This is a genomic window from Phocoenobacter uteri, assembly GCF_900454895.1.
Taxonomy (GTDB): Bacteria; Pseudomonadota; Gammaproteobacteria; order Enterobacterales; family Pasteurellaceae; genus Phocoenobacter; species Phocoenobacter uteri.
In genome coordinates this window covers 139651-161315 of record NZ_UGTA01000001.1, presented here as the reverse complement: position 1 = coordinate 161315, position 21665 = coordinate 139651, and the positions used below count along the sequence as shown (strand labels likewise).

Annotated in this window: 20 protein-coding genes; 7 read left to right on the top strand and 13 right to left on the bottom strand. The window is 35.8% G+C overall.

Annotated elements, in window-relative coordinates:
* Positions 1 to 18: 18 nt before the first annotated feature.
* The 7 genes from fabG to asnA form a co-directional block, all read right to left on the bottom strand.
* The gene (fabG, locus tag DYE60_RS00680; RefSeq protein WP_115314719.1) at positions 19 to 747 is read right to left on the bottom strand and encodes a 3-oxoacyl-ACP reductase FabG; all 729 of its coding nucleotides are present in this window, start codon (positions 745 to 747) and stop codon (positions 19 to 21) included.
* A gap of 15 nt (positions 748 to 762) precedes the next feature.
* Positions 763 to 1704 carry an ACP S-malonyltransferase gene (gene fabD / locus DYE60_RS00675; protein WP_115314718.1) on the bottom strand — a complete coding sequence of 314 codons (942 nt, stop codon included), beginning with the start codon at positions 1702 to 1704 and terminating at the stop codon, positions 763 to 765.
* A 183-nt stretch (positions 1705 to 1887) separates the two neighbouring features.
* The gene (gene asd / locus DYE60_RS00670; protein ID WP_115314717.1) at positions 1888 to 2778 is read right to left on the bottom strand and encodes an archaetidylserine decarboxylase; all 891 of its coding nucleotides are present in this window, start codon (positions 2776 to 2778) and stop codon (positions 1888 to 1890) included.
* 418 nt (positions 2779 to 3196) lie between these two features.
* On the bottom strand, positions 3197 to 3697 hold the full coding sequence (gene crr / locus DYE60_RS00665) for a PTS glucose transporter subunit IIA (protein ID WP_115314716.1): 501 nt from the start codon (positions 3695 to 3697) through the stop codon (positions 3197 to 3199).
* A 79-nt stretch (positions 3698 to 3776) separates the two neighbouring features.
* Positions 3777 to 5504 (bottom strand): phosphoenolpyruvate-protein phosphotransferase PtsI, encoded by a 1728-nt coding sequence (gene ptsI, locus DYE60_RS00660; RefSeq protein WP_115314715.1) that lies wholly within the window; start codon positions 5502 to 5504, stop codon positions 3777 to 3779.
* Between the two features lie 72 nt (positions 5505 to 5576).
* Positions 5577 to 5834 carry an HPr family phosphocarrier protein gene (locus DYE60_RS00655; RefSeq protein WP_115314714.1) on the bottom strand — a complete coding sequence of 86 codons (258 nt, stop codon included), beginning with the start codon at positions 5832 to 5834 and terminating at the stop codon, positions 5577 to 5579.
* 286 nt (positions 5835 to 6120) lie between these two features.
* Entirely contained in the window at positions 6121 to 7113 is a 993-nt protein-coding gene (gene asnA / locus DYE60_RS00650) for an aspartate--ammonia ligase (protein WP_115314713.1), read from the bottom strand.
* 302 nt (positions 7114 to 7415) lie between these two features.
* On the opposite strand from asnA, the gene thiP reads away from it, so the two are divergent.
* Positions 7416 to 8996 (top strand): thiamine/thiamine pyrophosphate ABC transporter permease, encoded by a 1581-nt coding sequence (thiP, locus tag DYE60_RS00645; RefSeq protein ID WP_115314712.1) that lies wholly within the window; start codon positions 7416 to 7418, stop codon positions 8994 to 8996.
* On the top strand, positions 8993 to 9634 hold the full coding sequence (thiQ, locus tag DYE60_RS00640) for a thiamine ABC transporter ATP-binding protein (RefSeq protein WP_115314711.1): 642 nt from the start codon (positions 8993 to 8995) through the stop codon (positions 9632 to 9634). The genes thiP and thiQ overlap by 4 nt, the downstream gene beginning before the upstream one ends.
* Before the next feature lie 54 nt (positions 9635 to 9688).
* On the opposite strand, the gene grcA is transcribed toward thiQ, so the two are convergent.
* Positions 9689 to 10072, bottom strand: coding sequence for an autonomous glycyl radical cofactor GrcA (gene grcA / locus DYE60_RS00635; protein WP_115314710.1), 384 nt, complete (start codon positions 10070 to 10072; stop codon positions 9689 to 9691).
* A gap of 191 nt (positions 10073 to 10263) precedes the next feature.
* Between grcA and ung the strand changes: the two genes are divergently transcribed.
* The gene (ung, locus tag DYE60_RS00630) at positions 10264 to 10935 is read left to right on the top strand and encodes a uracil-DNA glycosylase (protein WP_115314709.1); all 672 of its coding nucleotides are present in this window, start codon (positions 10264 to 10266) and stop codon (positions 10933 to 10935) included.
* A gap of 110 nt (positions 10936 to 11045) precedes the next feature.
* On the opposite strand, the gene sixA is transcribed toward ung, so the two are convergent.
* Positions 11046 to 11549 (bottom strand): phosphohistidine phosphatase SixA, encoded by a 504-nt coding sequence (gene sixA / locus DYE60_RS00625; RefSeq protein ID WP_115314708.1) that lies wholly within the window; start codon positions 11547 to 11549, stop codon positions 11046 to 11048.
* 128 nt (positions 11550 to 11677) lie between these two features.
* Here sixA and pyk point away from each other — a divergent pair, with 128 nt between their 5' ends.
* From pyk to DYE60_RS00605, 4 genes are all read left to right on the top strand, one after another.
* On the top strand, positions 11678 to 13120 hold the full coding sequence (gene pyk, locus DYE60_RS00620) for a pyruvate kinase (RefSeq protein WP_115314707.1): 1443 nt from the start codon (positions 11678 to 11680) through the stop codon (positions 13118 to 13120).
* 56 nt (positions 13121 to 13176) lie between these two features.
* On the top strand, positions 13177 to 14205 hold the full coding sequence (locus tag DYE60_RS00615) for a glycosyltransferase family 9 protein (RefSeq protein WP_115314705.1): 1029 nt from the start codon (positions 13177 to 13179) through the stop codon (positions 14203 to 14205).
* A 145-nt stretch (positions 14206 to 14350) separates the two neighbouring features.
* Positions 14351 to 14674, top strand: coding sequence for a thioredoxin (gene trxA, locus DYE60_RS00610; RefSeq protein ID WP_115314702.1), 324 nt, complete (start codon positions 14351 to 14353; stop codon positions 14672 to 14674).
* Positions 14675 to 14770: 96 nt separating this feature from the next.
* A complete protein-coding gene (locus DYE60_RS00605) occupies positions 14771 to 16243 on the top strand; it encodes an aminoacyl-histidine dipeptidase (protein WP_115314700.1) in 1473 nt (490 codons plus the stop codon).
* 61 nt (positions 16244 to 16304) lie between these two features.
* Here the strand turns inward: DYE60_RS00605 and DYE60_RS00600 are convergent, their stop codons facing one another.
* The 4 genes from DYE60_RS00600 to DYE60_RS00585 form a co-directional block, all read right to left on the bottom strand.
* A complete protein-coding gene (locus tag DYE60_RS00600) occupies positions 16305 to 16619 on the bottom strand; it encodes a PTS sugar transporter subunit IIB (protein ID WP_115314698.1) in 315 nt (104 codons plus the stop codon).
* Positions 16620 to 16751: 132 nt separating this feature from the next.
* Positions 16752 to 19322 (bottom strand): DNA mismatch repair protein MutS, encoded by a 2571-nt coding sequence (gene mutS, locus DYE60_RS00595; protein ID WP_115314696.1) that lies wholly within the window; start codon positions 19320 to 19322, stop codon positions 16752 to 16754.
* A 157-nt stretch (positions 19323 to 19479) separates the two neighbouring features.
* Positions 19480 to 20679 (bottom strand): hypothetical protein, encoded by a 1200-nt coding sequence (locus DYE60_RS00590; RefSeq protein WP_115314694.1) that lies wholly within the window; start codon positions 20677 to 20679, stop codon positions 19480 to 19482.
* Positions 20680 to 20714: 35 nt separating this feature from the next.
* Complete coding sequence (locus tag DYE60_RS00585) at positions 20715 to 21665, bottom strand: hypothetical protein (protein WP_115314692.1); 951 nt, start codon at positions 21663 to 21665, stop codon at positions 20715 to 20717.

Sequence of the window (21665 nt, the reverse complement as noted above, 5' to 3'; positions counted from 1 at the left end):
TCAATCAGAATTTGATGATTAGCTCATATATAAACCGCCGTTTACATTCAAGGTTTCCCCAGTGATGTAACCTGCGTCTTCTGAAGCTAAGAAACTTACCGCTTTGGCGATGTCTTGAGCTTGCCCTAATTGACCTGCTGGGATTTGACTTAAAATAGCATTTTTTTGCTCTTCATTAAGCTCATCCGTCATATCTGTGGCGATAAAACCTGGAGCAACGACGTTTACGGTAATACCACGTGCTGCCACTTCTTTGGCTAATGATTTTGAAAAACCGACCAAGCCCGCTTTTGCTGCACAATAGTTGGTTTGACCAGGATTCCCCATAGCCCCAACTACTGAACCTATGGTGATAATACGTCCAAAACGTTTTTTCATCATCGCACGTAATACTGCTTTTGATAAACGGAATACGGAGGTTAAGTTGGTTTGCATAATGTCAAACCACTCATCATCTTTCATTCGCATTAACAAGTTATCACGCGTGATCCCTGCGTTATTAACCAAAATTTCAATATCGCCAAACTCGGTTTTAATTTGTTTTAACACGGCTTCAATAGATTCAGCGTCCGCTACATTTAGCACTAAGCCTTTACCATCTTCACCTAAATAATCCGAAATTGAGTTTGCTCCATTTTCAGACGTTGCTGTGCCGATCACGAAGTGTCCTTTTGCCACTAATTCTTGTGCAATCGCACGCCCAATACCACGGGTTGCCCCTGTAACTAATGCTATTTTTTTTGTCATTTTTGTAAATCCTTATTATTTTTTAACCGCTTCTAATGAAGCAATATCATTCACTGCCTGTGCATTTAAGCTTTTAACGATACGTTTTGCTAAGCCTGTTAAGACTTTATTTGGTCCCATTTCATATAAAGTTTCCACGCCTTGCTGAGCCATTTTTTCAACGGTTTCAGTCCAACGTACAGGGCTATAAAGTTGCTCAATTAACGCTAAACGAATATTTGCCACATTCGTTTCAACGGCAACATTCACATTATTGATCACGGGAATTTGTGGTGCTGAAAATTCAATTTTTACTAATTCTTCCGCTAATTTATCCGCTGCTGGTTTCATTAACGCACAATGTGAAGGTACGCTTACTGCTAATGGCAACGCTCGTTTTGCACCTGCTTCTTTACATAACTCAGCCGCTTTTGCCACAGCGTCTTTTGAGCCAGCAATCACAACTTGTCCAACAGAGTTAAAGTTTACTGCTGAAACCACTTCGCCTTGAGCAGATTCACTTTGAGCCTGTTCACAAGCCTTGATGATAGCATCATTTTCTAAGCCAATAATTGCATACATTGCCCCTGTACCCGCTGGCACGGCTTCTTGCATAAACTGACCACGTAATTCCACTAATTTCACCGCGTCTTTAAAAGGAATCACACCTGCACACACTAATGCTGAATATTCCCCTAAACTATGCCCTGCCATTACGCTTGGCTGTAAGTCAGGATATTGCTGTTGCCATACACGGAAAATCGCCACTGAGCTCGTTAAAAGTGCAGGCTGAGTGCGATGCGTTTCATTTAATTGTTCTGCTGAACCATTTTGAACAAGATCCCATAAATCATAACCCAATACTTGTGATGCTTCTTTAAAAGTCTCTTCTACAATTGGAAATTGTGTTGCTAAATCGCTTAGCATACCGATTGATTGTGAACCTTGTCCGGGAAAAACCATTGCAAAATTTGTCATTTTTTCTGTTCCTTTGTTTTATGCTGAGAACGTTGGATTTGAGCCAGTATTATAAAATAAATCCTTGTCTTTTTACGATAAAAAAACCAAAGCTCAAACCAGTTAAATTTTTTGTAAGAAATAGCGGTAATATTTTGACTAAAATTTGCAAATTATGTTCAAAATATTACCGCTTGATTAACATTATAGCTGTGTACCGAGCTGTTTACCCATTCTAGTAACACTGCCCGCTTCAAGCGTTTTTTCTAATTCAATTTTATATTGTGGGAATAGGTTGATTACCGTTGAACCTAAACGGAATGCACCCATTTCTTGTCCTTTTTTCAATGAAATTGCCTCTTCACCCTCTGTTGCATATTCCCATACTTTCACTTCTTTTGAGCGTGGTGGATTGATAACGCCCGCCCAGACCGTACTCATACTTGCCGTGATCGTTGCCCCAACAAGAATTTGCACCATTGAACCAAATTCAGTATCAAATTCACAAATAACGCGTTCATTACGTGCAAATAAATTCGGGATATGCTCTGCTAAAAATGGATTTACAGAGAAAAGCTCACCTGGTACATAAATCATTTTACGCAATACGCCATCGCACGGCATATGCACACGGTGATAATCCTGTGGCGATAAATAAGTGGTAATAAAGTCTCCATCACGGAATTTTTCAACCAATTCGTTATCGTTAGCAAGTAATGTTTCTAGGGTGAAATTATGCCCTTTTGCTTGCAATAATTGGTTATCTTTGATTTGTCCTAATTGGCTTACTTTACCATCAGCAGGGAAGCAAAGTGCATTTTGCTCTTCAATAATAGGACGAGCATCCGCTTTTAATGGACGAATAAAAAACTCGTTAAAAGACGCGTAATCCTGTGGCTTTTCTTTTTCTGCTTCGGATAAGTTAATCTCATAAAATTTTGCAAATAAATTGATAATGCTATGGGTTACCACGCCCCATTTTTTTTCTGCAAACCAACCTGCAATTTGAGTAAGTGCCAGCTGTGGCAAAATATAATGCACCGCAATTTTTAATTTTTGTGCATAACTTGGTTTTGGGTAAGATTGATGATTCATTTTATTTCCTATGTAGAAATATATCACATACGCTTTTGATATATCTAAAATGTTAGAGTGAATTAAATTGAAATTAGTATTAGGGATTTACACAAATAGTTATTTGAATCGTAGGGGCGACATTAACAAGCTTGCTTGCATATATTCGCCCGTTGCTCGATATAAAATAGTCTAAAACACTATAATATCTAAAAGATAGCGGTCAAATAAAATGAATAATTTTCAAAATATTTTATTCTGTGCATTCGGGAGCATATACGTAAACTACGTTTACTAATACTCCCCTACAAATCATAGTGCTAATTTCAATGTAATTTAGTATATTTATGAGCGTATATAATACGCTCATACATTCCAATTTAAAAGACAAAAACCACAGCCTAAACTGTGGTTTATAATTTTTTTAATAATCAGTAAATTACTTAGTTAAAGTTAAAACAACTGTTTCGCCTTCAACAACAGAACCTGATTTTTTCACTAAGTTGCTGATTTCGTCCATATTTGAAATTACAACTGGTGTTAATACTGATTTTGCTTTTTCTTCTAATACTGCTAAATCGTATTTGATGATAGGTTCACCAACTTTTACTTTTTGACCTTCTGTTGCGATACGAGTAAAGCCTTCGCCTTTTAATTCAACAGTATCTACACCAAAGTGAACAAATAATTCAACACCTTCTTCTGATTCAATAGAAAATGCGTGGTTAGTTTCAAAAATTTTACCAATTGTACCATTTACAGGTGCAACTAATGTATCGCCAGCTGGACGAATTGCAACGCCATCACCTACGATTTTTTCAGAAAAAACAACATCTGGCACATCTTCAAGGCTTACAATTTCCCCTGTAAGTGGTGCATAAATTTTTACTTCTTTTGTTTCTGGTTTTTTTGAACCAAATAATTTATCTAATAAACCCATAACTTAATCTCCTGTATGTTGGGACTTAAAACTGAAAACTCTCCTATATTCTATACAAAAATAGAATATTTGTAAGTATTTAGTTCAATTTTTCATAAAAATCGTCAACAAGCTGTTCGATTTCTTGTGCTGTTGGACAATCAAGTGCTTTATCAGCTAAAGCTTTTGCATCAGCAAAATTCATATTACGCACTAATTTTTTAATGCGTGGCATTGAAATTGCACTCATACTAAACTCATCCAATCCCATACCTAATAACAACGCAGCCGCACGTTCATCACCTGCAAGCTCACCACACATACCCGTCCATTTACCTTCTGCGTGAGATGCATCAATCACTTGTTTGATTACATTTAATACTGATGGCGCTAATGGATTGTAAAGATGTGCGATATATTCATTACCACGATCCACTGCTAAGGTATATTGTGTTAAGTCATTAGTACCAATACTGAAGAAGTCCACTTCTTTCGCCAAATGACGTGCATTCATTGCCGCTGATGGTGTTTCAACCATTACACCAATTTCAAGATTTTCATCAAATGCAATCCCTTCAGCACGTAATTCAGCTTTAAATTCTTCAATTAAGCCTTTTAAGATACGAATTTCTTCAACAGAAATGATCATTGGGAACATTACCGCTAGTTTACCAAAGGCAGAAGCACGTAATACCGCACGTAATTGATCTTTTAAAATGTGGCTGTATTCTGCCGTTAAACCAATACGCACTGCACGCCATCCCAAGAATGGCTTCATTTCTTTCGGGAAATTCATATATGGCAATTCTTTATCGCCACCGATATCCATCGTACGTAAAATAACTCGCTTACCGTCCATTGCTTCTACAATTTCTTTATAAGCTTCAAATTGCTCTTGCTCTGTTGGAAGAGCTGAACGATCCATAAATAGGAATTCAGTACGATATAAACCTATCGCTTCTGCACCATTGCGTAATGCACCATCAACATCACGGATAGTCCCAATATTTGAAGCGACTTCAATATGATGACCATCTAAAGTTTGTGCAGGTAAATCTTTTAATTTTGCTAATTCTGCTTTCTCTGCTTCAACTTTTGCTTTTAATGCTTTAAATTGCTCAATCGTTTCATTTTCTGGATTGATATGTACGGCATTATTTTCCGCATCAAGAATTAACATATCGCCAGTTTTCACCAAAGAGGTAATGTTATTTGTTCCAACGATTGCAGGTAATTCTAATGAACGAGCCATAATTGAGGTGTGAGATGTACGTCCCCCAATATCAGTGATGAAACCAAGTACTTTATCAAGGTTTAATTGAGCTGTTTCAGATGGCGTTAAGTCGTAAGCAACTAGGATTACTTCTTCTTGAATATCACCTAGATCGACAATATTCATACCTAAAATATTACGTAACAAACGGTTACCGATATCGCTAATATCTCCCGCACGCTCTTTTAGATATTCGTCATCAAGATCCGCAAGCATTGAGACTTGCATATCAATGATTTTACTTGTTGCAACATCTGCTGTAACAAGATTTTCTTCTAAATAAGCTAAAATTTCTTCTTCAAGCTCTTCATCTTCTAAGATCATCAAGTGACCTTCAAAGATTGCTTCTTTTTCTTCACCAAGTGTGCGTCTTGCTTTCTCTTTAATTGCTGTTAATTGTGCCGCAGCTTTATCACGACCTTCAAAAAACTTCGCTTTTTCCGCTTCAACTTGATCAGCTAAAATTTTGTGTGTATTAAGAACGATTGGTTCTTCTTTTAAAACAAGTGCTTTACCAAATACAACGCCTGGAGAGGCTGCGATACCTGAAATCATAATGTATCCTTTATGTTTAAATATAACAAAACAACTTTCTGTTTCCAGAAAGCTGTTTTTTAAATAGAAAAATTATTCTAAAGTAGGAACTAATTCCACTAAGAAATCTACTGCTTTTTGCTCATCTTCGCCTTCCGCAGAGATAGTAATCACAGTTCCTTGAGTTAATCCTAATGTTTGAAGTTTGAATAAACTTTTAGCACTTGCAGTTTTACCCGCCGCAGTTACTTCAATTTTTGACTCAAAACCCTTTGCTGCTTTTACAAATTCAGCAGCTGGACGAGTATGTAAGCCATTAGCCCCAATAATTTTTACATCTTTTGAATACATAATAAATCCTCATTTATTATCAAAACAATAAAATATGCTTTGACTTTGTTTGTTAAAACCCTATAACTTTACTATAAATAAAGAAAAAAAACATTCAAAAATATTTAAAAATCTTTAATTAGATCAAAATTTATAGTGAAAAATAGTAATTTTTTATAAAAAAAGCCATTTTGGCTCCATCTCAAATTTTCTTTCTTACAAGATACTTAATATAACACTCATCATTTTTTATTCAAAAACTAAATAAAAACAAGGCTAAATATTATTTAGCCTTATCTATATCTATTTATAAAATATGTTCGAATTCATTCAGTACAGATTGTGGCCAAACGCTTGATTGCACTTCACCAACATGTTTTTTCTGTAACAATAGCATTACCAGTCTTGATTGACCAATACCCCCACCAATTGAAAGAGGTAAACGTCCATTGATTAAATCTTGGTGCCAATCAAATTTTAAACGATCTTCATCATTTGTTAATGCTAATTGTTTACGTAATGCGACTTCGTCAACACGAATACCCATTGATGAAATTTCTAATGCACGATCTAAAACAGGATCCCAAACTAAAATATCTCCATTTAAGCCTTTATAATCCCCTTCTGAAATTGTTGTCCAGTCATCATAATCTGGTGCACGTACATCGTGTGGTTTACCATCTGATAACTCGCCACCAATACCAATTAAAAAGACCGCACCAAATTCTTTACAAATCGCATTTTCACGCTCTTTATCGCTCATATTTGGATAACGTTGCACTAACTCTTCACTTTGAACAAAAGTAATTTCTTGTGGTAAAAATTTCTCAATACCAAATTTTTGATGTACCGCTTCCGCTGTTTCTAAAAGCCCCTGATAGATAGAACGAACTGTTTGTTTTAAGAAATCTAAATTACGTTGCTCTTTGCTAATTACTTTTTCCCAATCCCATTGATCTACAAATACTGAGTGAGTTTGATCTAAGCTATCTTCATCAGGACGTAATGCTTTCATATGCACAAACAAGCCTTCCCCAACCGCAAAATCAAATCTTGCTAAAGTATGGCGTTTCCATTTCGCTAAAGAATGTACCACTTCAAAAGTCGCATCTTCAATTTGTTTCACATTCACTTGAACCGCTTTTTCAGCACCAGAGAGATTATCTTGAATACCATTTCCAACTTGGCTTAATATAGGTCCTTGAACTTCAACAATACCTAAATGCTCAATTAATTTTTCTGTAAATGTGTTTTTAGTAAAACTAATTTCCTGTTGTTGTAAAATAAATGATTTTTTCATAAGAATAACCTCTAAGCTAAAAATAAAAATAGCAGACCAACGCCTGCCTAGTGATAAAGATTATTCAATATAAAAACAAAAAACACAACACGAAATCAAAATAAAACAACATAAGTTAAATACAATATAAAAAAACAGCATTATTTTAGATAAATCCTAAAAACACAAAAGTTTATCTTGTAGAATAAATAAAAATCATGTTTAGAATGGTAAACATCCAATCTTTTTAGTAAAAGTAGAAAAGAGATTTAATTGCAAAAAACTGTTAAAATCCTACCGCTTACATTTTTATTTTTAAGGCTATGTCTCATTATTTTACAAAATATTCTGCTTGGTTAATTTATATTCTGATTCTGTCACTATACGGAATTAGTTTTTATGCCTTAATATCTTTTAGTAATAACACAACTTTTTGGTCAATTTCAGAAAGTATCAATATAATAAAATATAGCTTATTCCAAGCTGGAATTTCTGCCCTGCTTTCTACTTTTTTAGGCTTATTACTCGCTCGAGCCTTTTTCTATTTAGAGTTTAAAGGTAAATCCTTCCTTTATAAAATAATTAGTTTCGTATGGTCACTACCTGCCGTCGTTGTTATTTTCGCAATTGTAGGGGTATGGGGAAATTCAGGTTGGATCGCCCAATTTTTTGCGTTTTGGGGCATAAAATGGAAATTTTCAATTTATGGCTTACAAGGGATTTTATTTGCTCACCTATTTTTAAATATTCCTTTTGTGACGAAATATGTACTTGAAGGACTCAACTTAACTTCGCCAAATCAGCATAAACTTGCAACACAACTTGGTTTAACACGCTGGCATTATTTTAAAATTGTTGAATTTCCACCACTTAAAGGCATTCTACCTTATGTGTTTAGCTATGTATTTTTACTCTGTTTTACCAGTTTTCCCATTGTGTTAATGCTCGGAGGAAGCCCGAAATATAGCACCTTAGAAGTTGCTATTTATCAAGCGGTTACTTTTGAATTTGATTTTGCAAAAGCGGTAATTTTAATTGGTATTCAATTAGTTATTGGATTATTTTTACAATTTATGATGGATATCGCCTCTCGCTATGCTTTTCATTCAAAATCAACCACAACTCAAATTCAGCACTGGATACCCACACTTTCATCTGGCTCTAAACGCTTTTTGCAACTAATCCTATTTTTGCAAATTTTTATGATTTTTATACCGCTTATAAGTATCTTTTGGGAAGCAATTAGGGTATCGAATTTTATTGAACGCCTTTTAAACCCAATGCTTTGGCACGCCTTTTATTATTCTGTGATAATCAGCCTGATTGCATCATTGAGTGTGATTTCTATTGCTTATCTCATCACATTAGAAACAAGAAAACTCGCCTTTCAACACAAAAAAATTGCTCAAAGTATACTTTCGGGGGTAACGACCTACCCTCTGATTTTGCCTGTATTTTTATTGGCAGTTGGATTATTTGTCTTCTTCATTGATATTGAATTAACTAAATTACAATTATTATTTATTTTGGGAGTGTGTAATGGTTTAGTGTTATTACCCTATATTTACAGACTGATTTTCTCACCAATGTATCAGGCTTTCATTCGTTTTGATAAACTTGCTCATAGCCTAAATTTAACAGGTTTTAACCGCTGGTGGATTGTGGAAAAACCCTATTTAATTCGACCGCTTCTCAATGCCTTTGCTCTTGCAATGTCAGCAAGTTTAGGTAGTTTTTCTATCATTGCTTTTTTCGGAACGCCTGATTTTAGTACACTTCCATACCTACTTTATCAGCAACTCGGTAGTTATCATACAGAAGATGCTGCTGTTACGGCGTTAATCCTAATGTTATGTGCTTTATTACCTTTTTTATGTATTAACAAAAATAAGAGTGAACAATGATAAAACTAGATATAATCTTTGATTACCCACAAATGCCTATGCACTTTGATCTTCAGATCAAAAAAGGAAAAAAAGTAGCGATTATTGGTGAAAGTGGGGCGGGGAAAAGTACGTTATTAAACTTAATTGCAGGCTTTGAACAAGTAACGACGGGCGAAATTTGGTTGAATAATAAAAATTATACAACAACCTCTGTTGCTCAACGCCCTGTTGCAATGCTCTTTCAAGATAACAATATTTTTCCCCATTTAACAGTAAGCCAAAATATTGGATTAGGGCTTGCTCCTCGTCTAAAACTACCCGAAGTACAACAACAAAAAGTTTTCGATATTGCACAACAAATGGGAATCGGCGATTTACTTGAACGTTCTTGCGAACAACTTTCAGGTGGACAAAAACAACGTGTCGCTCTAGCCCGAACCTTGCTACAACACAAACCAATTTTACTGCTTGATGAGCCTTTTTCTGCTCTCGATCCACAGCGTCGCCAAGAATTACAGATACTTGTCGCTGAAATCTGCCAAAAACATAATTTAACCTTGTTAATGGTTACTCATCAATTTGATGAGGTTTGCGATTTATTTGATGAAGTGATTGAAATAAAAAATGGAAAAATAGTTGAGCGAAGAGTTTTATAATTTTCATACATAAAAAAAGCATCTCGAAAGATGCTTTTTAATATAAAGTAGTAATTATAGACTTTCAGTGAAAGTACGAGTAATTACATCACGTTGTTGTTCTGGTGTTAATGAGTTGAAACGTACTGCGTAGCCAGAAACACGAATGGTTAATTGTGGGTATTTTTCTGGGTTGTTTACTGCGTCTTCTAATGTTTCACGACGTAATACGTTTACATTTAAGTGCTGACCACCTTCAACTTTGATAGTTGGTGCAACATCCATTTGAACTTCACGGTATGCGATTTCGCCTAATTCACTTAATGCAACAATTTGGTCTTCTGCATAATCACCTTTTGCACATAAACAACGTGCTTCATTTTTTTCTTCGTCTAATAACCAAAAAGAATTTACTAAATTGCTATTTGAAGATTCTGTAATTTGTACACCTTTAATCATAGTGAGTTACTCCTGTGTTTTATAAAAAAATTTGATATTTTAAAAAATATTTTATCATTCTACTTATTTTGAGAGATAATGCGAGAAAATTTAACCATATTTTTGTAAATTTTGCTTATATGCTATTATATGACAAGAAAATGTTAACAGAACACCTTATTTATACACAACTTTAACAAAGGTTTAACAAGATGAAAAATTGGTCAGATGTCATAGGGAGTGAAAAATCCCAACCCTACTTTCAAGAAATTTTACAATTTGTCAAAAATGAACGTTTAAAAGGAAAAGCGATTTATCCCCCGCACAATGAAGTATTCAGTGCATTCTCATTAACCAATTTTGAAGATGTGAAGGTTGTGATTCTAGGGCAAGATCCTTATCACGGAATCAATCAAGCACACGGTTTAGCCTTTTCCGTAAAACCTAATATTGATCCTCCTCCTTCTTTGGTTAATATGTATAAAGAATTAGCCGATGATATTGACGGGTTTCAAATTCCTCAACACGGTTATTTAATTGATTGGGCAAAACAAGGTGTCTTTATGCTTAATACGGTTTTAACCGTTGAGCAAGGCAAAGCTCATTCTCACGCAAATATTGGCTGGGAAATATTTACCGATAAAGTAATTGAAAAACTCAATAATGAACGTGAAAACCTTGTTTTTCTACTCTGGGGAAGCCACGCCCAACGCAAAGGACAATTTATTGACCAAACCCGCCATTGTGTTTTAAAAGCACCACATCCATCGCCACTTTCTGCCTATCGTGGTTTCTTTGGCTGTAAACATTTTTCTAAAACCAATGAATATTTAAGATCAAAAGGCATAACTGAAATAAACTGGCAACTGCCTGCTACAGTTTAATATAACCTAAAAACAGGCTGACTGAACTTTTCAACATACAGTCAGCCCATTTGTTAAAATGAATCTTCTAATTACTGCTACCTAACTTATCAAAACAATGTTGCTTTTATTTACTCAGGCTTCTCAGAAATAATCAATTTTCCATTATCCGTCGTCCAATCGATCTCAGCAATGACTGCTGGATAGAAATGAACCTTAGACTGATGTTGCGTAAAATAAGACACCAATTCATACACTAAAGGTAAATGAGAAATAATAAGTACGTTTTTCACACCACTTTCACGCAATACTCGAATATAATCTAATACGCTATTCGGTGTGCCGTAAGGCGTAACCCCTTCCCAACTTTCTACTTTTTCTTGTATAGAATTTGTAAATTTTTGATCAAAATTAACCGCTTGTAGTCCTTTTAAAACTTCTTCAAAAGTTTGTTGAGCACGCAAAAAAGGGCTGACTATAATTTTATCAATTTGTTGCTCTTTATTAGCCAATCGTTTGCCTAGCCATTCACCCTGTGATCTTGCTGTTTTTTTACCATATTCAGTTAAACTTCTTTGATGATCAACACCGGCATTAAATCCAGCTTCACCGTGTCGCATTATCCAAACATTCATATTTTTCTCCCTAATTTTATATAAAACAATAAAAATTATGTGTATAATGCACTGGGTTTTATGTGGACACAACCACAAAAAAGATTTTCAATTTCTATAATAAATTAAGTAAAGAACGGAGTAAATAAATGTCTAGAAAGATCAGAAGAACCAAAATTGTTTGTACTATGGGACCAGCAACCGAACGTGGTAATAATTTAGAAAAAATTATTCAAGCAGGTGCTAATGTGGTTCGTATGAACTTTTCTCACGGTTCACCAGAAGATCATATCGATCGTGCTGAAAAAGTACGTGAAATCGCTGCAAAATTAGGTAAGCACGTTGCAATTTTAGGAGACTTACAAGGTCCTAAAATCCGTGTTTCAACATTTAAAGATAGTAAAGTTTTCTTAAATATTGGTGATAAATTCGTATTAGATGCAGAACTTCCACGTGGCGAAGGTACTAAAGAAGCTGTTGGTTTAGATTATAAAACATTACCAGAAGATGTTGTTCCTGGTGATATCTTATTATTAGATGACGGCCGTGTTCAATTAAAAGTACTTTCAACTGAAGGTGCTAAAGTATTTACAGAAGTAACTGTCGGTGGACCACTTTCAAACAATAAAGGTATTAACAAATTAGGCGGTGGTTTATCTGCTGATGCTTTAACTGAAAAAGATAAAGCAGACATTAAATTAGCAGCAAAAATCGGCGTTGATTATTTAGCAGTTTCATTCCCACGTTCAAGTGCAGATTTAAACTACGCACGTGAATTAGCAAAAGAAGCTGGCTTAGACGATGTTAAAATCGTTGCTAAAGTTGAGCGTGCTGAAACTGTTGCAACAGAAGAAGCAATGGACGATATTATCAACGCATCAGATGTAATCATGGTTGCACGAGGCGACTTAGGTGTTGAAATTGGTGATGCTCAATTAGTGGGTGTTCAAAAACGCTTAATCAAACGTTCACGTCAATTAAACCGCGTTGTAATTACTGCAACTCAGATGATGGAATCAATGATCAATAACCCAATGCCAACTCGTGCAGAAGTTATGGACGTTGCAAACGCAGTATTAGATGGTACGGATGCAGTAATGCTTTCAGCAGAAACCGCGGCAGGACAATACCCAGCAGAAACGGTAAAAGCGATGGCTGAAGTGTGTGTTGGTGCAGAAAAAATGCCTAACGTAAATAACTCAAAACACCGTTTAGATCGTAAATTCAGCGATTTAGAAGAATCTGTGGCAATGTCTGCAATGTATGCAGCAAACCATATGGAAGGTGTTTCAGCAATTATTGCATTAACAAGCTCTGGTAACACTGCTCGTTTAATGAGCCGTATCAGTTCAGGTTTACCAATCTTTGCACTTTCTCGTAATGTTAAAGCATTAAGCCGTTGTGCATTATACCGTGGTGTAACACCTGTTCTATTTGAAGAAAATAGCCGTTCTATTGAAGGTGCTAAAAAAGCAATTCAATTATTAAAAGAGCAAGGTAGCTTAATGAGTGGTGATACCGTGCTATTAACTCATGGTGATGAGTTGCAATCAGGTGCGACAAATACAACTCGTATTTTAATTGTGGAATAATTTACACATAATCATAAAATCCACGCAATCGCGTGGATTTTTTATAGGTAAAAAAGATGAATAAACCACTTTCAATTTGTGTACTTCGATTATCTGCAATTGGTGATGTGTGTCATACCCTAGCAGTGATACAAGCTATTCAAAAGCATTATCCAGATTGTAAAATTAGTTGGATTATTGGCAAAACTGAGTCTCAGCTAATGCAACATGTTCCAAATGTTACACTTATTCCCTTCGATAAAAAACAAGGTTGGAAAGGGATTTTTTCTCTTTGGAAGCAGTTAAGAGACCAGCAATTTGATGTGTTACTAAATATGCAAACGGCATTGCGTGCATCCGTACTTTCTTTGGGAATTAAAGCACATAAGAAGTTCGGTTTTAATAAAGATAGAGCAAGAGAAGCTCAAGGATTTTTTACAAATTTTAAAGTAAAAATGACCGCTTCACCTCACGTATTAGACGGACAAATGATGTTTGCTGAAGCGATCGGTGTAACAAATCTGATACCAACTTGGGATCTTAATATTCAACAAGCTGATCTTGAATTTAGCTCGCAGTTTATCAAATCAAATACCAAAAATATTTTAATCGCCCCTTGTTCTAGCAAGAAAGAAAAAGATTGGTCTGCAAGTAATTATGGACAAATTGCCCAATTTTTAATAGAAAAAGGAGTGAATGTAATTATTGCTGGTTCGCCTTCAAGCTATGAATTACAAACAGCGACTAAAATTCATGAACTTGCACCTAACAGCCTTAATCTTGCAGGAAAAACAAACTTACAACAATTAGCTGCATTGATCTCACAAGTGGATCTTGTTATTTCATCAGATTCAGGCCCTGCTCATATTGCTACAACACAAAATACGCCTGTTTTAGGGCTATATGCTATACATAATCCTAAACGAACAGGTCCTTATAATAGCTTAGATAATGTAGTTTCTGTTTATGATGAAGCTATTTTAGAAAGTTATGGAAAAACGTGGCAAGAATTACCTTGGGCAACAAAAGCAAAAGGAAAAGATTTAATGGCTAGAATTAGCATTGCAGAAGTTAAACAAAAATTAAGCGTTATTTTAGAGATATAAATTTAACCAAATAACAAAATTTTAATTATTATAATAGCCGTCAGCTATTGCAATTTAGTACAGAAAATCTTATCTTGTATTCCACATAACTATTCTAAATGAGAGTAGTTAATATTTACTAAATAACAAAAGGAAAAGTAATAGAATGAGTAATTTAATTCAAACAAACGACGCAACATTTGAACAAGATGTTTTAAAATCAGATACACCTGTTTTATTAGATTTTTGGGCTCCTTGGTGTGGTCCTTGTCGTGCAATCGGTTCTGTATTAGAAGAGCTAGCACAAGAATTTGATGGCAAAGTAAAAATCGTAAAAATGAACGTAGATGAAAACCAAAGCACGCCAATGCAATTCGGCGTTCGTAGTATTCCATTTTTACTTTTATTCAAAGATGGCGAAGTTATTGCTCAACAAGTTGGTGCATTACCAAAAGCACAATTAGTTAAATTTGTAGAGCAAGCACTTTAATTTTTAGATTACACAAAGATGGTTCGATAAGAGCCATTCTTTTTGGGATCAGATTATCAAATACAGATTTTGCAATAATTCAAGTAAGGAAAAATTATGTCTCATACATTTACCCCATCAGAAATATCAACTCTCTCTCCTACTTTACTTTGGCAATGGTTCGATAAAATCTGTGCGATTCCGCACCCTTCTTATCACGAGGATCAACTGGCTAACTTTATTGTAGATTGGGCAAAATCACAATCCCTTTTCGCTGAACGTGATGAAGTAGGGAACGTACTTATTCGTAAATCTGCAACCAAAGGAATGGAGAATCATCAAAAAGTTGTTTTGCAAGCCCATTTAGATATGGTGCCACAAGCAAATGAAGGCGTAGACCACGATTTTGAAAAAGATCCAATTCAACCTTATATTGATGGTGAATGGGTAACTGCAAAAGAGACCACTCTTGGGGCTGATAATGGTATCGGTTTAGCCTCTTGCTTAGCGATTTTAGAAAGTAATGATATCGCTCATCCAGACTTAGAAGTGCTACTTACAATGACTGAGGAAACAGGAATGTTTGGTGCAGTTGGACTACGTCCAAACTGGTTAGAAGGTAATATTCTAATTAACACTGATACCGAAGATAATGGCGAAATCTATGTTGGTTGTGCAGGTGGAGAAGATGCGAACTTCAATATTCCTGTACAATATGAGCAAAATAACTTTGATTCAGCAATGCAAATTTCAATCAAAGGATTACGAGGTGGACACTCAGGTTGTGATATTCACACCACAAGAGGTAATGCCATTAAACTAATGGCTCGTTTCCTAGCAGCCTTAAAACAGCAAGCTGAGTTCCAAATTGCTCATATTCAAGGAGGAAGTATTCGTAATGCGATTCCTCGTGAAGCGATGACCAATATTGTATTTTCTGCAAAAGATTATGAAAAAATAACCGCTTTCACAACGCAATTTGAAGCAATGTTACAACAAGAACTGGCGATGGCTGAGCCTGAACTCGTTTTCTTAATGGAAAATATTGAACCAAATGCACAGGTATTCGATCGTCATACGACACAAATCGTCATCAATGCTCTAACTATTTTACCAAATGGTATTATTCGTAATAGCGACGTTGTTGAAGGCGTTGTGGAAACCTCATTAAGTGTCGGCGTACTAGAAACTGAAAATAATCAAGTTTCAGCAATTATTCTAACTCGCTCGCTCATTGAAGAAGGAAAAAAAGAAGTTCAAGGAAAATTAAATGCGTTAGCAGAGCTTATTGGTGCTAATGTTGAATTTTCTGGCGATTATCCAGGTTGGAACCCTGATCCTCATTCAAAAATTACCCCTATCACAAAACAAGTATATGATAAATTATTAGGCTATGAATCGAAAATTAAAGTGATTCACGCGGGGCTTGAATGTGGTTTGTTGAAGAAAGTTTATCCGAATATGGATACGGTTTCTATTGGTCCAACAATTCGTAATGCTCACTCACCTGATGAGAGAGTGCATATTCCAGCAGTAGAAATTTATTGGAACTTGTTGATAGAATTGCTAAAAAACATTCCAACTAAATAATAGAAATACAAAAAGTCGGTTAAATCATTAAAAATTTAACCGACTTTTTATTACAAATAAATTAAAGTTTTGTTCTCATCACTTCCGCAAGTGGAATGGCTTTTGAACCAATAATAACTTGCAAACCAAATTCACCTACTTTTACATTTCCTTTTGAACCCAGTTCATTTAATCTAGTTTTATTAACAAGACTTCTATCTTTTAGAACTAAACGTAAGCGCGTGATACAAGTATCAAGAACCTCAATATTACCACTACCACCGAGAGCTTCGATAAATTTTTCAGCCTTATCTTCCAAAGATAAAGCAGATGAACTACTTTCCGTTGTGGCTTTTTTGGTACAACAACGATTTTTTAAAGAATCTAGAATGCCCATTTGTACTCCTTAGTGAGAAAAAATAAATCATAAAATGAAGATGTTTTGAACACTTTATTTTGCCACTTAATCATCCAAAAGCATAGCTGTACAAAAATAATTCTTATTATTTTGTGATACAGCTCACACTTTTTAAAGGCTTTCTTTTAGTTTATATAAAATTTCTAAGGCTTGCTTTGGCGTTAAATCATCAGGGTTAATTTCCGTTAATAATTCAATCGCTGGCGAGACAGTAGCGATTTCTTCCTGTGGCTCAATCATCTCAAATAAACTTTCTTGTGGATTTCTGCCCAAATCAGCAGTTTGATATGAAATCTGCTCTAAGGTGGCTAATTTTTGTTTTGCGAGTTTAACTACTTGTTTTGGCACGCCCGCCAAAGAGGCGACTGCTAAACCGTAACTTTTACTCGCCGCCCCATCTTGTACTGCGTGCATAAACACAATATTATCATTATGTTCACGTGCGTCTAAATGTACATTTGCCACGCCTTTTAATTGCTCAGGCAAGCTGGTTAATTCAAAATAATGAGTCGCAAATAGGGTTAAAGAACGTGTTTTTTGAGCCAACCATTCCGCACACGCCCAAGCGAGAGATAAACCATCATAGGTTGAAGTACCTCGTCCGATTTCATCAATTAGCACCAAACTATTTGCCGTTGCTTGATGAAGAATATTTGCCATTTCGGTCATTTCCACCATAAAAGTTGAACGTCCAGAGGCAAGATCATCAGAAGCACCGATACGCGTAAAAATACGATCAATAATCCCAATTTCGGCACTTTCAGCAGGAACAAAGCTACCAATATGTGCCATTAAAGTAATCAAGGCAATTTGTCGCATATAGGTACTTTTACCGCCCATATTTGGACCTGTGACTACTAATAAATGGCGTTGCTCATTTAAGAAAACAGGGTTCGCGATAAAAGGGGCTTTCAGTACATTTTCCACCACGGGGTGGCGACCTTGTTTAATATTAATGGTGCGATTCGCCGTAAAGGTTGGAGCAACATAATTTAAACTTTCTGCTCGCTCGGCAAGGTTGGTTAGCACGTCTAATTCGCTTAAAATCATACTCGCCAACTGCAATTCGCCCAAGCGTGGCAACAGCTGATCAAACAACTCTTCATAAAGACGTTTTTCTAACGCAAGAGATGCTCCTTTCGCTTTCAACACTTTATCTTCATAGGTTTTCAATTCAGGGATAATATAACGCTCGGCATTTTTTAGGGTTTGACGGCGAACATAATGAATCGGTGCGTTGTCGCTTTGCCCTTTGCTGATTTGAATATAGTAACCGTGAACCGCATTAAAACCAATTTTCAAGGTATCAATGCCTGTCGCTTCACGCTCACGAATTTCTAAATCATCAAGATACTGTGTCGCACCGTCCGCAAGGGAACGCCATTCGTCCAACTCAGCATTATAGCCTGTCGCAATCACACCACCGTCTCGCACTAACTGTGGCGGAACATCAATAATGGCTCGCTCTAACAAAGAATGAAGATCGCTAAAATCCGCAATTTGATTGATATTTTGGGTTAAGCTAGCGGTCACATTTTGAGTAAAATTTACAATTTCTGGGATTTGAGCCAACGCAGTACGCAAACGTGTTAAATCACGAGGACGAGCTGAACGCAATGCCACGCGAGCTAAAATACGTTCCATATCACCCACTTGTTGTAACAAAGGTTGCAACGTATCTATCAAATTATGATCTAATAAAGTTTGAATATTTTGCTGACGATTTTTTAATTTTGCGACATCACGAATTGGCTGATGAATCCAACGTTTTAATAAACGACTTCCCATTGGCGTCACACAGTGATCCAACACGTGAGCAAGAGTATTATCCGTACCACCGGCTAGATTTTGAGTTAATTCTAAATTACGGCGAGTGGCGGCATCTAATAAAATAGTATCGCTATTTTGGATTAAATGAATACTGTTAATATGTGGTAAGGCGGTGCGTTGGGTTTCTTTGGCATATTGCAACACACAGCCCGCCGCACATAACGCCACGATAGATTTTTCTACCCCAAAGCCTTTTAAATCTTGTGTACCAAATTGACGATTTAGCAAGTTAATCGCCGTGACTAATTCAAATTCCCAAATCGGACGACGACGTAATCCTTTGTAATGCTCAATCAGCTCCATTTCAGAAAAGGCTTCAGGGTATAGCAATTCCGCAGGTTGAGCACGTTGCAATTCGGCACTTAAACTTTCACGGCTTGGCAATTCATTGATTAAAAAACGCCCTGATGTCATATCCAATAACGCCAGTGCATAGATCCCATTTTCTACATAAATACTCGCTACAAGATTATCCTGACGTTCTGGCAATAACGCCTCATCGCTGACCGTTCCCGGCGTCACAATTCGCACCACTTTACGCTCAACAGGACCTTTACTCGTGGCAGGATCGCCAATCTGCTCACAAATCGCCACTGATTCGCCCAAATTAACTAACTTTGCCAAATAACCTTCCACCGCGTGATAAGGTACGCCCGCCATTGGAATAGGCTCGCCTGCTGATTTTCCTCTCTTTGTTAAAGAAATATCCAGCAATCTTGCGGCTTTCTTGGCATCATCAAAAAATAGCTCATAAAAATCCCCCATACGATAAAACAGCAACACTTCTGGGTGTTCTGCTTTTAAACGAAGGTATTGTTGCATCATCGGTGTATGAGAATCTAAATTTGTCATTGCGAGTATCCATTTATAATAAAAACCTATTTAATTCAATAGGTTATTTTTAGAAAAATTTGTAAATTATATAAAAAATATGACCGCTATAATAACATAAAAACCCACAACGATGTGTGGGTTTTGTTAAGAAGGAGCATTATTAAACTAATCTTAATTATTTTTCTTTTTCTAACATATAAACAGCATCATAACTACCGCCTAATTTTATTTCTCCTATGAGTTTTGATACTTCATTTTTTTCCCTATCTCTCACAAAAATAGGCATACTTGGTTGGTTATCTGATGGTAAGTTCAACTCATTATCTTCCAGTGTTTTAAAATTTAGTGTGTTTGCTTCAAGATTACCACTTACTTCTAATACATATCCCACATCATCGCCTCTTACATCGCCAACGATATGTCCTTTATTAAAATCAACGCTTATATCAAGTATATGTGCAAAAGTTGGGTTTTCCTTAGGCTTTAAAATAAAGCCATTTGCTTTACTAAATCTACCTGTTAAATCACTTAATTTTGCATCTGGTTTCACTAGCGTTTGCTCAACATTAGAATGTAAATCAATCTCTAAATTTTTACCATATACATCTAATTTGCGTGTATAGCCAATATAGCCATCATTAAAATCGCCTAATGCAATAAAATAATAATTATTTTTTCCTTCGCTCTTAACTTCTTGTCCTAATAACTTAACATTTTCGCTCTTTTCAACAAATTTATTTTTATCATATTTATCTTCTTCGCCATAAGGTATATCGTTTGGCTCTTTATAGTTTGGGTTATCAACGTAAATTTTAACAGAAATAGTTTTGCTTTCTGGGCGGTTTTCTTTTTCTGCCCCCATATCATTTTGAATACCTTCAACATTTGGCTTAGACTGTCTTTCATTAGGAATTTCCTGTTCTTTTTCTATTTCTTTGCTATTAGGTTTCTCCACTTTGTTACTTTCAGGCTGTTTTCCATTAGCATTAGGATCTTCCTGATCCTTTGACATTCCTTTGCCATTCGGCTCTTCCTCAGCCTTCTTGCTTTCACTATCCATCTGCGGTAGCTTTTGAACATTCTTCACTTTTTCAGAATCTCCTCTTGGAGCTTGAGGCTGTGGCTTTACAACCTCTTTATTTTCAGACTGTTTTCCGTGAGCATTAGGATCTTCCTGATCCTTTGGCATTCCTTTGCCATTCGGTTGTTCCTCAACCTTCTTGCTTTCACTATTCATCTGCGGTGCTTTCTGAATATTCTCCACTTTTGGCTGTGTATTTGAAGCTTGGGATGAATTACCACCACCGCCACTTCCACAAGCTGTCAAAATAAAAGGTAATGTGATTAAAGATAATTTGCTGATTGACTGTTTCATAATGGCTCCTAACACCCCAAAATTTTTATAAATTATTATTTTTCTGCTTTATCTAATACATAAACAGCATTGTAGCTATCACCTTGTATTTTACCTATCATTCTTGAAACGTCTTGAGAATCCTTGCTCTCTTTAACAAAAATAGGTGTACTCGCCTGCTTGTCTCCAACAGAAATTCCTAAATTATTCTTCTGCACATCAAAAATCAAATTGGTTGCATCTCCAGTAATCTTAATAGCTTCAGATCTTGTATCATCAAGAACATAACCATCCGCATTCCCCTTGCTAAAAGTGATTGTTGCCTCAAGTCGTTTTACAATATTCTGATTCTGTTTAGTTGTGTTTACAATAAATCCATCTGTTGTGTCAAACTTGCCACTAAGTTCTCCCAATTGCTCTTGAGGTTTAATCAATTCTTTTTTAACATTATAAAACAAACGAGCTTGCAATGTTTTATTGTCTGAAGATTGTAAATAGTAGCCCACATAACCATTTTCAAAATTTCCTAATGGCGAAAAATAATAGCCTTTTTCTTCATCTATTTTAGTTGACTTATCTTTCAGATTAACCGTTATATTTTTTGATGTAAGTTCCGCATCACTATACTCACTTCCTGTACCCTCATAAATTTTAAAGGTTAATTTTTGTTTATCTTCGTGAGCATCTAAACCAAAGGACGAAGGTGTAGCGTTTAAATTATCTTCTGGAACATTTCCTTGTAATTGCTCCTCTTTTCCTTGATCTTGACGCTGTAGCTTTTCAGCTTTTCCATTAACCTTAGGAGATTCCTTCTCCTTTGGCATTCCTTTGCCATTCGGTTGTTTCTCAACTTTCTTGCTTTCATTATTCATCTGCGGTGCTTTCTGAATATTCTCCGCTTTTGGCTGTGTATTTGAAGCTTTAGATGAACTACCGCCACCACTTCCACAAGCAGTTAAAATAAAAGGTAACGTAATTAAAGATAATTTGCTGATTGACGGTTTCAT

Bases quoted from the DNA above. Each gene is read 5' to 3' on its own strand.
- fabG (WP_115314719.1), bottom strand. From the start codon at position 747: ATGACAAAAAAAATAGCATTAGTTACAGGGGCAACCCGTGGTATTGGG.
- fabD (WP_115314718.1), bottom strand. From the start codon at position 1,704: ATGACAAATTTTGCAATGGTTTTTCCCGGACAAGGTTCACAATCAATC.
- asd (WP_115314717.1), bottom strand. From the start codon at position 2,778: ATGAATCATCAATCTTACCCAAAACCAAGTTATGCACAAAAATTAAAA.
- crr (WP_115314716.1), bottom strand. From the start codon at position 3,697: ATGGGTTTATTAGATAAATTATTTGGTTCAAAAAAACCAGAAACAAAA.
- ptsI (WP_115314715.1), bottom strand. From the start codon at position 5,504: ATGATTTCAGGTATCGCAGCCTCTCCAGGCGTTGTATTTGGTAAAGCA.
- DYE60_RS00655 (WP_115314714.1), bottom strand. From the start codon at position 5,834: ATGTATTCAAAAGATGTAAAAATTATTGGGGCTAATGGCTTACATACT.
- asnA (WP_115314713.1), bottom strand. From the start codon at position 7,113: ATGAAAAAATCATTTATTTTACAACAACAGGAAATTAGTTTTACTAAA.
- thiP (WP_115314712.1), top strand. From the start codon at position 7,416: ATGTCTCATTATTTTACAAAATATTCTGCTTGGTTAATTTATATTCTG.
- thiQ (WP_115314711.1), top strand. From the start codon at position 8,993: ATGATAAAACTAGATATAATCTTTGATTACCCACAAATGCCTATGCAC.
- grcA (WP_115314710.1), bottom strand. From the start codon at position 10,072: ATGATTAAAGGTGTACAAATTACAGAATCTTCAAATAGCAATTTAGTA.
- ung (WP_115314709.1), top strand. From the start codon at position 10,264: ATGAAAAATTGGTCAGATGTCATAGGGAGTGAAAAATCCCAACCCTAC.
- sixA (WP_115314708.1), bottom strand. From the start codon at position 11,549: ATGAATGTTTGGATAATGCGACACGGTGAAGCTGGATTTAATGCCGGT.
- pyk (WP_115314707.1), top strand. From the start codon at position 11,678: ATGTCTAGAAAGATCAGAAGAACCAAAATTGTTTGTACTATGGGACCA.
- DYE60_RS00615 (WP_115314705.1), top strand. From the start codon at position 13,177: ATGAATAAACCACTTTCAATTTGTGTACTTCGATTATCTGCAATTGGT.
- trxA (WP_115314702.1), top strand. From the start codon at position 14,351: ATGAGTAATTTAATTCAAACAAACGACGCAACATTTGAACAAGATGTT.
- DYE60_RS00605 (WP_115314700.1), top strand. From the start codon at position 14,771: ATGTCTCATACATTTACCCCATCAGAAATATCAACTCTCTCTCCTACT.
- DYE60_RS00600 (WP_115314698.1), bottom strand. From the start codon at position 16,619: ATGGGCATTCTAGATTCTTTAAAAAATCGTTGTTGTACCAAAAAAGCC.
- mutS (WP_115314696.1), bottom strand. From the start codon at position 19,322: ATGACAAATTTAGATTCTCATACACCGATGATGCAACAATACCTTCGT.
- DYE60_RS00590 (WP_115314694.1), bottom strand. From the start codon at position 20,679: ATGAAACAGTCAATCAGCAAATTATCTTTAATCACATTACCTTTTATT.
- DYE60_RS00585 (WP_115314692.1), bottom strand. From the start codon at position 21,665: ATGAAACCGTCAATCAGCAAATTATCTTTAATTACGTTACCTTTTATT.